This is a genomic window from Streptomyces chartreusis NRRL 3882, assembly GCF_900236475.1.
Lineage (GTDB): Bacteria > Actinomycetota > Actinomycetes > Streptomycetales > Streptomycetaceae > Streptomyces > Streptomyces chartreusis_D.
Genome location: NZ_LT963352.1, coordinates 5,460,001 through 5,474,293, shown reverse-complemented (window position 1 = coordinate 5,474,293; position 14,293 = coordinate 5,460,001). Strand labels below are relative to the sequence as shown.

At 70.6% G+C, this 14,293-nt stretch carries 9 protein-coding genes and 2 rRNA genes (1 of these 11 cut by a window edge); 5 read left to right on the top strand and 6 right to left on the bottom strand.

What is annotated here, in order from left to right:
- Positions 1 to 165: 165 nt before the first annotated feature.
- The 4 genes from SCNRRL3882_RS24835 to mtnA form a co-directional block, all read right to left on the bottom strand.
- Positions 166 to 1,998, bottom strand: coding sequence for an LpqB family beta-propeller domain-containing protein (locus SCNRRL3882_RS24835; RefSeq protein WP_029181157.1), 1,833 nt, complete (start codon positions 1,996 to 1,998; stop codon positions 166 to 168).
- A complete protein-coding gene (mtrB, locus tag SCNRRL3882_RS24830) occupies positions 1,988 to 4,312 on the bottom strand; it encodes an MtrAB system histidine kinase MtrB (RefSeq protein WP_040903183.1) in 2,325 nt (774 codons plus the stop codon). Before mtrB ends, SCNRRL3882_RS24835 begins: the two co-directional genes overlap by 11 nt.
- Position 4,313: 1 nt before the next feature.
- Positions 4,314 to 5,003 (bottom strand): two-component system response regulator MtrA, encoded by a 690-nt coding sequence (gene mtrA / locus SCNRRL3882_RS24825; RefSeq protein WP_003990656.1) that lies wholly within the window; start codon positions 5,001 to 5,003, stop codon positions 4,314 to 4,316.
- A gap of 199 nt (positions 5,004 to 5,202) precedes the next feature.
- Positions 5,203 to 6,351 (bottom strand): S-methyl-5-thioribose-1-phosphate isomerase, encoded by a 1,149-nt coding sequence (gene mtnA / locus SCNRRL3882_RS24820; protein WP_010039791.1) that lies wholly within the window; start codon positions 6,349 to 6,351, stop codon positions 5,203 to 5,205.
- Positions 6,352 to 6,491: 140 nt separating this feature from the next.
- On the opposite strand from mtnA, the gene SCNRRL3882_RS24815 reads away from it, so the two are divergent.
- The 5 genes from SCNRRL3882_RS24815 to SCNRRL3882_RS24795 are packed head-to-tail and all read left to right on the top strand — an operon-like array spanning position 6,492 to position 12,120.
- Positions 6,492 to 7,853, top strand: a complete 1,362-nt coding sequence (locus tag SCNRRL3882_RS24815) for a proline-rich domain-containing protein (protein WP_029181156.1) — start codon at positions 6,492 to 6,494, stop codon at positions 7,851 to 7,853.
- Positions 7,854 to 7,857: 4 nt separating this feature from the next.
- On the top strand, positions 7,858 to 8,628 hold the full coding sequence (locus SCNRRL3882_RS24810; protein ID WP_010039789.1) for a DUF4129 domain-containing protein: 771 nt from the start codon (positions 7,858 to 7,860) through the stop codon (positions 8,626 to 8,628).
- On the top strand, positions 8,625 to 9,821 hold the full coding sequence (locus SCNRRL3882_RS24805) for a DUF4350 domain-containing protein (RefSeq protein WP_010039788.1): 1,197 nt from the start codon (positions 8,625 to 8,627) through the stop codon (positions 9,819 to 9,821). Before SCNRRL3882_RS24810 ends, SCNRRL3882_RS24805 begins: the two co-directional genes overlap by 4 nt.
- Positions 9,821 to 10,810 (top strand): AAA family ATPase, encoded by a 990-nt coding sequence (locus SCNRRL3882_RS24800; RefSeq protein WP_010039786.1) that lies wholly within the window; start codon positions 9,821 to 9,823, stop codon positions 10,808 to 10,810. The genes SCNRRL3882_RS24805 and SCNRRL3882_RS24800 overlap by 1 nt, the downstream gene beginning before the upstream one ends.
- Positions 10,810 to 12,120 carry a DUF58 domain-containing protein gene (locus SCNRRL3882_RS24795; RefSeq protein WP_010039784.1) on the top strand — a complete coding sequence of 437 codons (1,311 nt, stop codon included), beginning with the start codon at positions 10,810 to 10,812 and terminating at the stop codon, positions 12,118 to 12,120. The genes SCNRRL3882_RS24800 and SCNRRL3882_RS24795 overlap by 1 nt, the downstream gene beginning before the upstream one ends.
- 78 nt (positions 12,121 to 12,198) lie before the next feature.
- On the opposite strand, the gene rrf is transcribed toward SCNRRL3882_RS24795, so the two are convergent.
- A 5S ribosomal RNA gene (gene rrf, locus SCNRRL3882_RS24790) occupies positions 12,199 to 12,315 on the bottom strand.
- A gap of 89 nt (positions 12,316 to 12,404) precedes the next feature.
- Positions 12,405 to 14,293: ribosomal RNA gene (locus SCNRRL3882_RS24785) — 23S ribosomal RNA — on the bottom strand (it continues 1,233 nt past the right edge of the window).

Genomic DNA, 14,293 nt, shown 5'->3' with positions numbered 1-14,293 from the left:
GACGGCGCGATGGGACGGCCCGTGGGACAGTCCGTCGGGGCCCGGTGGGGCGACTCCTGAGGCGGCCCAGGGAGCGACCCGCGACGCGACAAGCGACGCGACACCCGGCAGAAGCGACCGATCCGAAAACGCGCCCCCGGGCACCGGCCACGGGGGCGTCACACCTCACCCCGGATAGACCGGCGCCGTCCCCTCCGTCACCTTCTGCCACTGCGCGCCCGACGGCAGCCGGACGATGCCGTCCACCGAGTACGCCACCAACGGCAGCCGCTCGTCCTCGGCGGCGGTGACCTCCTTCACGCCGGTCAGGGCCGCGGGCGCCGGAACGTCAGGCGTGGAGCCGTCGACCTGGACGTACCGCATCTGCTCCACGCCACCGTGCTCACGCCCGACCACCACGAGCCGGCTGTCCCCGGCCCACGACATGGCCGTGACCTCCTCCAACTCCGGCGTCGCCGAGCGCAGTTCGACCACGCTGACGGTCGGCTGTTCGCCCGGCTTCCCCTCCCGCTCGATCAGCCCGATGAGCAGGGTCTTCTTGCCGCCCTTCTCCACGACGAGCGCGATCCGCACTCCGTCGGCGGCCACCCGCACAGCCTGGACCCGCCCGTCCAGGTGCGGCACGCGCACCTCCAGCGGATCACCCTTGCCCTCCTCCAGCAGGAGCAGCCGGGGCTTGTCCGAGTCTCGGTCGGCCACCCACAGGCCGTCGTGCGCGTCCCAGCTGGGAGTCGTCAGCCGGTCGGCCTCGGTCCGGCCGTGGCTGCGCAGTACCGGCTCGCCCAGCGAGCCGCCCGAGACCAGCGACCCCACGTACAGCGACTTGCCGTCGAGGCTGACACCGGCCGCGGTGTGCTCGTCGCGCGACACCGCCACCGACCGCAGTGCCGTGTCACCCTCGCCCAGCGCCCCCGGCGCCGGGTCCGGCTTGGTGTCGCTGCTGCCCGCCGGGATCCGCACCAGCCGGTCCTTGGCGTCGACGAAGTACAGGTAGTCGGGGTGGCGCGCCGAGCTCCGGGAGGCGGCGGCATCGGCCGCGCCCTGCGCGAGCGAGCACAGCTCCGCCCCGCCGACCCGCAGCTCGACCTCCTCCACCGCGGGGCTGAGGCTCTGCAACGTGAACAGCAGCTGTGCCGCCATCTCCTCGCACCGGTTGGTGCCGACGCCCGCGGCCTTGTCGTTGAGCGGGACGGTCAGCTTGTTCCGGTCGTCGGGCGTCAGGGCACCGGCGTTCTTCGGCAGCGCCGTGCCGGTGGGGAAGCTCGACCGGACGACGGGCCCCAGCCACCGCGTGGGCCCGCTCAGGACGGAGCGCACCACCTGCGTCATCGGGTCCACCCGCCGGCGGACGTACACGGGGTCGGCGACCGTGGTGGGCTGGGTGTCCGCCCCGGCCACCGTGGTGTTCGAAGCGAAGTAGTACTTGTTGACGGACATGTAGTTGCGCTGGAAGTCCGACTCGCCCATGACGACGCCCTGCGGCAGCGCGTCGATCCGCCACTGCCGGCTCTTCTCGTCCTGCGTCAGGTGCACGGTGCGCCCGTACGCCCCGGTGGCCGGCGCGTACGCCTGCTGCGCGTCCACGGTGGCCACCTTGGTACCGGTGAGCGTGTACGAGATCTCGCCGGTGTCCTCCCCGCCGCCCCCCACCTCGGGCTTGGCACCCGGCCCCTCCGTCAGCACGGTGGTGGAACGCTCCGGCTGCCACGTCTTGGCGGCCTCGCCGGTCAGGTACTGCCGCGCGGTCTTGTAGTGCGGATCGTCGCTGGTGAGCGCCTCCAGGAAGCCCTGCACGATCTCCGAGGGCGGTGCGTCCTCCCCCGGCGGCACCGCGAACACACGCACCTGGGTGTCCTGGCGCGGCGTGGACTCCACACCCCGCAGATCCCCGCTGTCCGGCATCGAGGCGCACCCCGCCAGCAGCAGGACGCCACCGGCGGCGTACGCCATCACGCGCGCGGGCGTACGCCGACCACGCCCCCCACGGTCAGCGCCCACGAGATGCCTCCCCATGCCTGTCCGCGCTCTCCGCCTCTGTTTCCCGGCCCGGGCCCGCGGATCCGTCGTGCCTGTCCGCGTCCCGCGGCCCGCTGTCGTCCGGGTCTTGAGAGGCCCCAGCGGGACCACTCGGCCTGCCGTTGCCGGCCGTACTCGCCGGACCACTCACCACACCGTGGCCGTGAGTACTACCAGCCGGACCATTCACCACACCATTGCCGACCACGCCTGACGAACCACTGACCGCGCCATGGCCGGCCGCGCCCTCCGGGCCGCTCGCCCCGCCGTCGCGAACCGGCCGCTCCGGGCTCGCCTGCGCCTCGTCCTGCCGCCGCGTGCCCGAGGCGGGCCGGGGCACCACGCGCGCGCCGTTGCCCGGCAGCGCCGTCGGATCGGCCGTGGGGACCGCGGAGGCCGCACGCGGCGCTATCGGGTCCCTCGCCGGCCCCGACGGCACCGGCCCGCTCGCCGACTGTGCCGGCACGGTCGCCCGCTTCTCGCCGTCCCCGCCGCCACACGGCAGCCCGGCGTCGTCGAGCCCCCGGTTGCGCCGCGAGTCCTTGGGCTCCAGCGGTATCGGCGAGCCCCGCAGCGGCTCGTCCGCGGTCCTGGGCAGCGTCAGCCGGAACTGCGAACCGCCGCCCGGCTCGCCCCACGCCTGAAGCCAGCCACCGTGCAGCCGCGCGTCCTCCAGGGCGATGGACAACCCCAGACCCGTACCACCCGTGGTACGCGCGCGTGCCGGGTCGGCCCGCCAGAAGCGGCTGAACACCCGGGTCGCCTCGCCCGGCTTGAGCCCGACGCCGTAGTCCCGCACCGCGACCGCGACCGCGCCACCGGCCGCGGCGAGCTTGACGACGACGTCCCTGCCCTCACCGTGCTCGACGGCGTTCACGACGAGGTTGCGCAGCACGCGCTCCACGCGCCGGGCGTCGGCCTCGGCGACGACGGGCTGCTGGTCGCCGAGCACGCGGATCCGCGTGCCCTTGCGCTCCGCGAGCGGCTCGGCCCCGCTGACGACCCGGCGCACGACGTCCCTGAGGTCTATCGGCTCCGCCTCCAGCGCCGCTGCACCCGCGTCGAACCGGCTGATCTCCAGCAGGTCCGCGAGCAGCGACTCGAACCGGTCCAGCTGGTCGGCGAGCAGCTCCGCCGACCGCGCGGTCACCGGGTCGAAGTCCTCCCGCGCCTCGTGGATGACGTCCGCGGCCATCCGTACGGTCGTCAGCGGAGTCCGCAGCTCGTGCGACACGTCCGACACGAACCGGCGCTGCATCCGCGACAGGTCCTCCAGCTGGCTGATCTTCAGCTGGAGGTTCTGCGCCATCTTGTTGAAGGCCTCGCCGAGCCGCGCGATGTCGTCCTCACCGGTGACCTTCATACGTTCCTGGAGCCGCCCGGCCGACAGCCGCTCCGCAATCCCCGCCGCCATCCGCACGGGCGTGACGACCTGCCGCACCACGAGCCAGGCGATGGCCCCGAGCAGCACCACGACGAACAGCCCCGCCGTCGCCAGGGTGCCCTTGACCAGGCTCAGCGACTTCTCCTCCTGGGTGAGCGGGAAGAGGTAGTACAGCTGGTACGGGTCCCCGTTGGGGTCGTTGACCTGCTTGCCGATGGCCAGGCCCGGCTGGGAGTCCTTGATCGCGTTGTTGTACGTGATGCGGGTGTAGCTCTGCGCGGCCGTCGTACTGCTGCCGATCCGCTCGCGCAGGTCAGCGGGCACGCTCCTGCTCCAGTCCACCTCGCCGGAGGCACGCTGCCCGCGGCCGCCCGCGCCGTCCGCGTCGGACGCCGGGAGCGTCACCACCTCGAAGGCGCCCTGGCCGCCGCTGGACAGCGAGGAGACGAGGTCGCTCATCCACTCGGTGACGTTCTGCGCGGGGCGCCCGTCCGCCGTGGCGACGTCGTCGCCGGTGCCGCTCGCCGCCTCGTCGGCCCGCTGCTTGGCCACCGCGAACCCGCCCGTGGCCTGGCTCTGGGACGCCTTCACCTTGGCGTCCAGCAGGCCGTTGCGCACCTGCCCGATGACGACGAAGCCCAGCAGCAGCACCACACCCAGCGACATCAGCAGCGTGGTGACGACGACCTTGAGCTGGATGTTGCGCCGCCACAGCCGCATGACGGGCAGCAGCGGCCGGCGCACCCACCGCATGAACAGCCGGATGACCGGACTGCCCTGGACCCCGCCCTGGAGCAGCAACCCGCTCTCCAGGAACCGTGCCCAGCGGGAACCCGCCTTCTTCCGCCCGACAGGCCGCCCCGGGCGGGCCCCGGACCGTCCGGGCGCCGAAGCGGCACTGTCGCCGGACATGTCAGCTCGGCCCTGCCTTGTACCCGACACCACGGACCGTCACCACGATCTCCGGCTTCTCCGGGTCCTTCTCGACCTTGGAGCGCAGCCGCTGCACGTGCACGTTGACCAGGCGCGTGTCCGCCGCGTGCCGGTAGCCCCACACCTGCTCCAGCAGCACCTCGCGCGTGAACACCTGCCACGGCTTGCGCGCGAGCGCGACCAGCAGGTCGAACTCCAGCGGCGTCAGCGCGATCGACTGCCCGTCCCGCTTCACGGAGTGCCCGGCCACGTCGATGACCAGGTCACCGATGGCGAGCTGCTCCGGAGCGGGCTCCTCCGACCTCCGGAGCCTGGCCCGGATCCGGGCCACCAGCTCCTTCGGCTTGAACGGCTTCACGATGTAGTCGTCGGCACCCGACTCCAGGCCCACGACGACATCGACCGTGTCGCTCTTCGCCGTGAGCATCACGATCGGCACCCCGGACTCCGCCCTGATCAGACGGCACACCTCGATACCGTCCCGGCCGGGCAGCATCAGATCGAGCAGCACCAGATCGGGCTTCGACTCGCGGAAGGCGGCCAGCGCCTTGTCGCCGTCGGCCACGAAAGACGGCTCGAAACCCTCACCACGCAGCACGATGCCGAGCATCTCGGCAAGTGCGGTGTCGTCGTCGACGACAAGGACTCGTCCCTTCATAAACGACATCATCCCATTCTCATAACAGTGGCGAAGGCAGTGGTGAGGTAGGTCACCGGCCAGTGACCATAGTCGCAGCAAGCGCTACTGTCTGCCCTCGTCCGCCCGCTGTTGATCTCGACGACGGCCGGCGGCGAGCCCCTGCTGTCCTCGAAGGGACGAGGTTGCCGGAGCCCGCACCACTCCGCACGCGCTCCGGCAGCCGCCCGGCTCAGCCCGCCGCCGCCCGGCGCGACCGGGCACACACCTCGGCGAGCGCCTCGGCCGTCACCGGCGAAACCGCACCCTCCTCCGTGACGATCGCCGTCACCAGCTCAGGAGGGGTCACGTCGAACGCCGGGTTGTACGCCTGCGTCCCCAGCGGCGCCACCGGGATGCCGCCGCCCGCCTCAGCCCCGGTCACCGGCACCTGCGGCGCCACGAACTCGGTCACCTCATGACCGGCCCGCTGCTCCACCTCGATGGACGCCCCGTCCGGGGTGTCCGCATCCACCGTCGTCACCGGCGCCACCACGATGAACGGCACATGGTGATACCGCGCCAGCACCGCCAGCGGGTAGCTCCCGACCTTGTTCGCCACCGAACCGTCCGCAGCGATACGGTCCGCCCCGATCAGCACCGCGTCCACCTCCCCGGCGGCGAACAGCGAGCCGGCCGCGTTGTCCGTGAGCAGTGTGTACGCCATCCCGCTGCGCGCCGCCTCGTACGCCGTCAGCCGGGCGCCCTGCAACAACGGACGCGTCTCGTCCACCCACAGACGCCGCAGCCGGCCCGCCCGGTGTGCCGCGAGCGCCACCGCGAACGCGGTCCCCTCCCCTCCCGACACCAGCGAACCGGTGTTGCAGTGCGTGAGGATCCGGTGCCCGCCGCCGGGCTGCAACTCGTCCAGCAGTGCCACCCCGTGCTCGGCCATCCGCGCACTGGCCTCGGCGTCCTCCCGGTGCAACTGCCGCGCCGCCGCCAGCGCCGCCGCGGCCGCCTGCCTGACGTCACCGCCCTCGGCGAGCGCGGCCTCGTGGGCCGCTTGCGCCCGGCGCACACCCACGGCCAGGTTCACCGCGGTCGGCCGGGCGCTCGCCAGCGCGGCCGCGGCCTCGTCCACGTCGAAGCCCCGCACGGCGGCGAGCGCGACGCCGTACGCCCCCGCGATGCCGAGCAGGGGCGCCCCGCGCACGGCGAGCGAGCGGATCGCCTCCACGAGCGCGGGCGCGTCCGTACAGACCAGTTCGACCTCCTCGGCGGGCAGCCTCGTCTGGTCGAGAAGGACCAGAACAGGTCCTTCCGGTGGCTCTTCCCAACGGATAGCCGGGATCTCGGTCGGCCGCTTGTCATCGCCGCTGTACGCGTACTGATCAGCCATGCGGTCAGTCTGCCCCCAATCGCGCGGACAATTGAAGGTACGCAGCCCATACCGCTGCCGGTCACTCCAAGACCACCCCATGGCACGATGGCTGCCAACCTGCCGCCGCGACCGCGGACGGGCACCGTGAAGGAGCGACGATGAACGACACTCCGGGCTGGGCCTCGCCCGGATCCGCCCCGTCCGACGGGCAGAAGCCTGACGCGTCCGGCCCTGCCGAGCCCGCCGACCGCCCTGGCCCCGCACAGCCCGCGGACCAGCCGGGCCAGCCGGCCCAGGCCCCGCAGGGCCCCGGCCCGCAGTGGTCCAAGGACCAGCCGCCACCCGCCCAGTGGTCCGCCCCCAGCGGCCCTGGCGGCCCGGCCGTCCCAGGCCAGGCTCCCCCGCCCCCGCCTCCCGGCCCGGGCTGGGGCACCCAGCCCCCTGGCGGCCCCGGAGGCTACGGTCCCGGCGGCCCGGGAGCCCCCGGCGGATACGGCGGCTGGGGCAACGCCTGGGGCGGCCCCCCGCCCGCGGCCAAACCCGGCGTGATCCCGCTCCGCCCGCTCGGCGTGGGCGAGATCCTCGACGGCGCGGTCTCCACCATGCGCACCTACTGGCGCACGGTCCTCGGCATCTCCCTGACCGTCGCGGTCATCACCGAGATCATCGTCGTGCTGTTCCAGGGCCTCGTCCTGGACGACTCCAGCACCGAGGCCCTCAACGACCCGAGCGCCACCCTCAGCGAACTGAGCCGCGCCATGGGCGACGCCATGCTCAACTCCACCGTCGTCTTCGTCATCTCCCTGGTCGGCACCGTCATCGCGACCGCACTGCTCACGACCGTCACCAGCCGCGCCGTCCTCGGCAAGTCGGTGACCATCGGCGAGGCCTGGCGGGACGCCCGCCCCCAGGTCGTCAAACTCTTCGGCCTCATCTGCCTGCTGCTGCTCATCACCGCCGGCATCGTCACCGTGGGCACCCTGCCCGGCATCCTCATCGCCGCCGCCGGGAGCACCGGGCCGGGCGTCGCCCTGATCGTCCTGGGCATCATCGGCGCCGGCATCGTCGCCCTCTGGCTGATGATCCGCTTCTCCCTGGCCTCGCCCGCCCTGATGCTGGAGAAGCAGGGCATCAAGAAGGCGATGAGCCGCTCCACCAAGCTGGTCCGGGGCACCTGGTGGCGGATCTTCGGCATCCAGCTGCTCGCCACGATCATCGCGAACGTCGTCGCCTCGATCATCGTCATCCCGTTCACCTTCCTCGCCGCAGCCCTCAGCGGCGACGGCGTCACAGGCTGGCTCAACAGCGGCGGCTCCGGCCTCGGCTGGACGTTCCTCATCGTCAGCGGCATCGGCGCGGTGATCGGCTCCATGATCACGTTCCCGATCACGGCCGGCGTCACCGTGCTCCTCTACATCGACCAGCGCATCCGCCGCGAGGCCCTCGACCTCGAACTGGCCCGCGCCGCCGGTGTCCAGGGCTACGGCCCCACCGCCCCCGGCGCCGTCCCGGGGAGCTGATGCGGTGAGCTGGGCGGGGGAAGCCCTCACATCGGCGCTGCCAGGCGCCGCCATACGGACGCTGCTGCGCGCCGGCGACACCGCCGTACTGTCGTCGGCGCGCTCCGCCGACGAACCGCCCCTCACCATCCCGCGCGACCCCGCGCGCGAGGCGGCCCGGCGCGAGCTGTCGAAGCGGATGTACCACCAGGACGACCCCAGCCTGTTCCAACGCGCCCTCGACGCCTTCTGGGACTGGCTCGACAAACTGTTCAACGCCGCCTCGACCGCCACGCCCGGCGGAACACTCGGCCTGGTCGTCATCATCCTGGCCGTCGCCGCGGTCCTGGCCGCCCTGTGGTGGCGCCTGGGCACCCCGCGCCGCCAACCCACCTCGTCCGCCACCCTGTTCGACGACCGCCCCCGCAGCGCCGCCGACCACCGCGCAGCCGCCGAGGCACACGCCGCCCAGGGCCACTGGAACCAGGCCGTCCAGGAACGCATGCGGGCCCTCGTCCGCGCCCTGGAGGAACGCGCCCTCCTCGACGTCCGCCCCGGCCGCACCGCCGACGAGGCCGCCGCCGAAGCCGGCCGGGCCCTGCCCGCCCACACCGATCGACTGCGCGCCGCCGCCCGCGACTTCGACGACGTGACGTACGGCGGCCGGTCGGCGACCGAGCAGTCGTACCAGCGCATCGCCGAGCTCGACAGCGACCTGGAACGCACCAAGCCCCAGCTCGCCACGAGCAGCGCCCACAGCACGGCCCCCCACACCCGCCAGGGAGCCGCCGAATGACCACCGAGGCCACGTTCCCGTCCACCTCGGCCTCGCCCACCGCACGCCAGGTATGGACCCGCGCGCGCGGCATCGCGCTCGCCCTCGTGCTGCTCCTGGTGGGGGCCATCGCCATCGCCGTGCTCCGCTCCGACGCCCGGCACGGCGAACTCGACCCGCGTTCCGCAGACCCGGGCGGCAGCCGCGCCGTCGCCGAACTCCTCGCCGACCGGGGCGTGGACACACGCGTGGTCACCACCCTCGACGAGGCAGCCGCCGCAGCCGGCCCGGACACGACCCTCCTGGTCGCCGTCCCCGACCTGCTGACCCGAAGTCAGCAGACCCGGCTGCACAACGCCTTCGCCGACGCCCGCGGCCGCACCGTCCTGGTCGCCGCCGGCAGCGCCTCCGTCGAACGACTCGCCCCCGGCGTCACCGCCGACCCCGCCACCAGCCTCGACTCGACACTCTCCCCCGACTGCGGCCTGCCCGCCGCCCGGCGCGCGGGCACCGCCGACACGGGCGGCGTCCGCTACACCACCACCCACCTCGACGCTGACAAGTGCTACCCCAGCGAGCGCCTGTCCACCCTGCTGCGCATCCCGGACGCGACCGGGGACGGCGACACCGTCGTCCTCGGCGCGCCCGACATCCTCCTCAACGACCGCCTCGACAAGCAGGGCAACGCCTCGCTCGCCCTCCAACTCCTCGGCTCCCGCCCCCATCTGGTCTGGTACCTCCCCTCGCTCTCCGACACGTCGGCCACCGGCACCGACGACGAACGCAGCTTCTTCGACCTGCTCCCCTCGGGCTGGCTCTGGGGCACCCTGCAACTCTTCATCGCCGCAGCCCTGGCCGCCCTCTGGCGGGCACGCCGACTCGGCCCCCTCGTGCCCGAAAGACTCCCCGTGGCGATCCGCGCCTCCGAAACCGCCGAAGGCCGAGCCCGCCTCTATCGCAAGACCGACGCCCGCGACCGCGCGGCCAACGCTCTTCGCTCCACCACCCGCACCCGCCTCGCCCCCCTCACCGGCGTCCCCGTCACCCAGGCGCACACGCCCGAGGCCCTGCTCCCAGCCCTGTCCGACCACCTCCATGGCGACGGACAGGACCTGCGCACCCTGCTCTTCGGGCCACCGCCCAGCGACGACGCAGCACTCATCGCACTCGCCGACCAACTCGACGCCCTCGAAAGAGAGGTACGCCGTCCATGATGGACCCGACCACTGACAACGCCGGGCAGACCGGTGACCCGGGCGCCGCCCGAGCCGCCCTGGAGGCCCTGCGCGCCGAGATCGCCAAGGCCGTGGTCGGCCAGGACCCCGCCGTGACCGGCCTCGTCGTCGCCCTGCTCTGCCGCGGCCACGTCCTCCTCGAAGGCGTCCCCGGCGTCGCCAAGACCCTCCTGGTCCGCGCCCTCGCCTCCGCCCTCGAACTGGACACCAAGCGCGTCCAGTTCACCCCCGACCTGATGCCGAGCGACGTGACCGGCTCCCTGGTCTACGACACCCGCACGGCCGAGTTCTCCTTCCAGCCCGGCCCGGTCTTCACCAACCTCCTCCTCGCCGACGAGATCAACCGCACGCCTCCCAAGACCCAGTCGTCCCTCCTGGAAGCCATGGAGGAACGCCAGGTCACCGTCGACGGCACCCCTCGCCCCCTCCCCGACCCGTTCCTGGTCGCCGCGACCCAGAACCCGGTGGAGTACGAGGGCACCTACCCCCTCCCCGAAGCCCAGCTGGACCGCTTCCTCCTCAAACTCACCATCCCCCTCCCCTCCCGCCAGGACGAGATCGACGTCCTCACCCGCCACGCCGAGGGCTTCAACCCACGCGACCTCCACGCCGCCGGCGTACGCCCCGTGGCCGGCACGGCCGACCTCGAGGCAGCCCGCGTCGCGGTCGCCAAGACGACGATCTCCCCGGAGATCACCGCATACGTGGTCGACATCTGCCGCGCCACCCGCGAGTCGCCGTCCCTCACCCTCGGCGTCTCCCCCCGAGGCGCCACGGCCCTCCTGGCCACCGCCCGGGCCTGGGCCTGGCTGACCGGCCGCGACTACGTCATCCCGGACGACGTGAAGGCCCTCGCCCTCCCCACCCTCCGTCACCGCGTACAGCTCCGCCCGGAGGCCGAAATGGAAGGTGTGACGGCCGACTCCGTCATCAACGCGATCCTCGCCCACGTCCCCGTCCCCCGCTGATGGCACTCACCGGACGCGCCGCCCTCCTCGCGGCCCTGGGCTCCCTCCCCGTCGGGATCTGGGAACCCAGCTGGACGGGCATCCTGGCGGTCAACGCACCCCTGGCCGTGGCCTGCGCCTGCGACTTCGCCCTGGCCGCCCCCGTACGACGCCTGGGCCTCACCCGCTCCGGCGACACCTCCGTACGCCTCGGCGACACGGCGGACGTGACCCTGACCATCACCAACCCGTCCCGCCGCCCCCTCCGAGCCCGACTCCGCGACGCCTGGCCCCCGAGCGCCTGGCAGCCGGGCATGGAAACGACAGCTTCCCGCCACCGCCTCACGGTCCCCGCAGGCGAACGCCGACGCGTGACGACCCGCCTGCGCCCCACCCGCCGAGGCGACCGCCAGGCCGACCGGGTCACCATCCGCTCGTACGGACCCCTCGGCCTCTTCTCCCGCCAGGGCACCCACAAGGCCCCCTGGACGGTACGCGTCCTGCCACCCTTCACCAGCCGCAAGCACCTGCCCTCAAAACTGGCACGCCTCCGCGAACTGGACGGCCGCACCAGCGTGCTCACCCGCGGCGAGGGCACCGAATTCGACAGCCTGCGCGAGTACGTCCCCGGTGACGACACCCGCTCCATCGACTGGCGCGCCACAGCCCGTCAGTCGGCGGTCGCCGTACGCACCTGGCGCCCAGAACGCGATCGCCACATTCTGCTGGTCCTCGACACCGGCCGCACCTCGGCAGGCCGCGTGGGCGACGCGCCCCGCCTCGACGCCTCAATGGACGCGGCCCTCCTCCTCGCAGCCCTCGCCTCCCGGGCCGGCGACCGCGTCGACCTCCTCGCCTACGACCGCAAGGTCCGTGCCCTCGTCCAGGGCCGCACGGCAGGCGATGTCCTCCCGTCCCTGGTCAACGCGATGGCGACGCTCGAACCCGAGCTCGTCGAAACGAACGCCCGAGGCCTCACGGCCACCGCCCTGCGCACATCCCCTCGCCGCTCCCTGATCGTGCTCCTCACGACCCTGGACGCGGCCCCCATCGAAGAGGGCCTCCTTCCGGTCCTCTCCCAGCTCACCCAGCGCCACACGGTCCTGCTGGCATCAGTAGCGGACCCGCACATCACCGAAATGGCCAAGGCGCGCGGAAACGCCGACGCCGTCTACGAAGCCGCCGCAGCCGCCCAGGCCCAGTCCGAGCGCCACCGCACGGCGGAACAACTCCGCCGTCACGGCGTGACGGTCGTGGACGCGACACCGGACGATCTGGCGCCGGCACTGGCGGACGCGTATTTGGCCTTGAAGGCGGCTGGACGCCTGTGACGGTGAGGGCCCCTCGAAAGGGGGCCCTCAAACGCAGAAAACCCCCGCATCTTTCGATGCGGGGGTTTCCCAATATTTGTTCGGCGGCGTCCTACTCTCCCACAGGGTCCCCCCTGCAGTACCATCGGCGCTGTAAGGCTTAGCTTCCGGGTTCGGAATGTAACCGGGCGTTTCCCCTACGCTATAACCACCGAAACACTATGAAACTGTCAGCCGCACCACACCATGACCATGGCATGGGGCTGTTCGTGGTTTCAGAACCAACACAGTGGACGCGAGCAACTGAGGACAAGCCCTCGGCCTATTAGTACCGGTCACCTCCACACGTTACCGTGCTTCCAGATCCGGCCTATCAACCCAGTCGTCTACTGGGAGCCTTACCCCATCAAGTGGGTGGGAGTCCTCATCTCGAAGCAGGCTTCCCGCTTAGATGCTTTCAGCGGTTATCCCTCCCGAACGTAGCCAACCAGCCATGCCCTTGGCAGAACAACTGGCACACCAGAGGTTCGTCCGTCCCGGTCCTCTCGTACTAGGGACAGCCCTTCTCAAGACTCCTACGCGCACAGCGGATAGGGACCGAACTGTCTCACGACGTTCTAAACCCAGCTCGCGTACCGCTTTAATGGGCGAACAGCCCAACCCTTGGGACCGACTCCAGCCCCAGGATGCGACGAGCCGACATCGAGGTGCCAAACCATCCCGTCGATATGGACTCTTGGGGAAGATCAGCCTGTTATCCCCGGGGTACCTTTTATCCGTTGAGCGACGGCGCTTCCACAAGCCACCGCCGGATCACTAGTCCCGACTTTCGTCCCTGCTCGACCCGTCGGTCTCACAGTCAAGCTCCCTTGTGCACTTACACTCAACACCTGATTGCCAACCAGGCTGAGGGAACCTTTGGGCGCCTCCGTTACCCTTTAGGAGGCAACCGCCCCAGTTAAACTACCCATCAGACACTGTCCCTGATCCGGATCACGGACCCAGGTTAGACATCCAGCACGACCAGACTGGTATTTCAACGACGACTCCACACTAACTGGCGTTAGCGCTTCACAGTCTCCCAGCTATCCTACACAAGCCGAACCGAACACCAATATCAAACTGTAGTAAAGGTCCCGGGGTCTTTCCGTCCTGCTGCGCGAAACGAGCATCTTTACTCGTAGTGCAATTTCACCGGGCCTATGGTTGAGACAGTCGAGAAGTCGTTACGCCATTCGTGCAGGTCGGAACTTACCCGACAAGGAATTTCGCTACCTTAGGATGGTTATAGTTACCACCGCCGTTTACTGGCGCTTAAGTTCTCAGCTTCGCCCCACCGAAATGGAGCTAACCGGTCCCCTTAACGTTCCAGCACCGGGCAGGCGTCAGTCCGTATACATCGCCTTACGGCTTCGCACGGACCTGTGTTTTTAGTAAACAGTCGCTTCTCGCTGGTCTCTGCGGCCACCCCCAGCTCAGAGCGCGAAGCTCATCACCAGATGTGGCCCCCCTTCTCCCGAAGTTACGGGGGCATTTTGCCGAGTTCCTTAACCATAGTTCACCCGAACGCCTCGGTATTCTCTACCTGACCACCTGAGTCGGTTTAGGGTACGGGCCGCCATGAAACTCGCTAGAGGCTTTTCTCGACAGCATAGGATCATCCACTTCACCACAATCGGCTCGGCATCAGGTCTCAGCCCTGTGTGCGACGGATTTACCTACCGCACGGCCTACACCCTTACCCCGGGACAACCACCGCCCGGGCTGGACTACCTTCCTGCGTCACCCCATCACTCACCTACTAACCGCTTGGTTCAGCGGCTCCACCACTCCCCCTCACTCCGAAGAGATCAGGGGCGGCTTCACGGCCTTAGCATCACGATGCTCGATGTTTGACGCTTCACAGCGGGTACCGGAATATCAACCGGTTATCCATCGACTACGCCTGTCGGCCTCGCCTTAGGTCCCGACTTACCCTGGGCAGATCAGCTTGACCCAGGAACCCTTAGTCAATCGGCGCACACGTTTCTCACGTGTGAATCGCTACTCATGCCTGCATTCTCACTCGTCAACCGTCCACAACTCGCTTACACGGCTGCTTCACCCGGCAGACGACGCTCCCCTACCCATCCACACACCCGTTGGGGCTATTGTGTGAATGACACGACTTCGGCGGTACGCTTGAGCCCCGCTA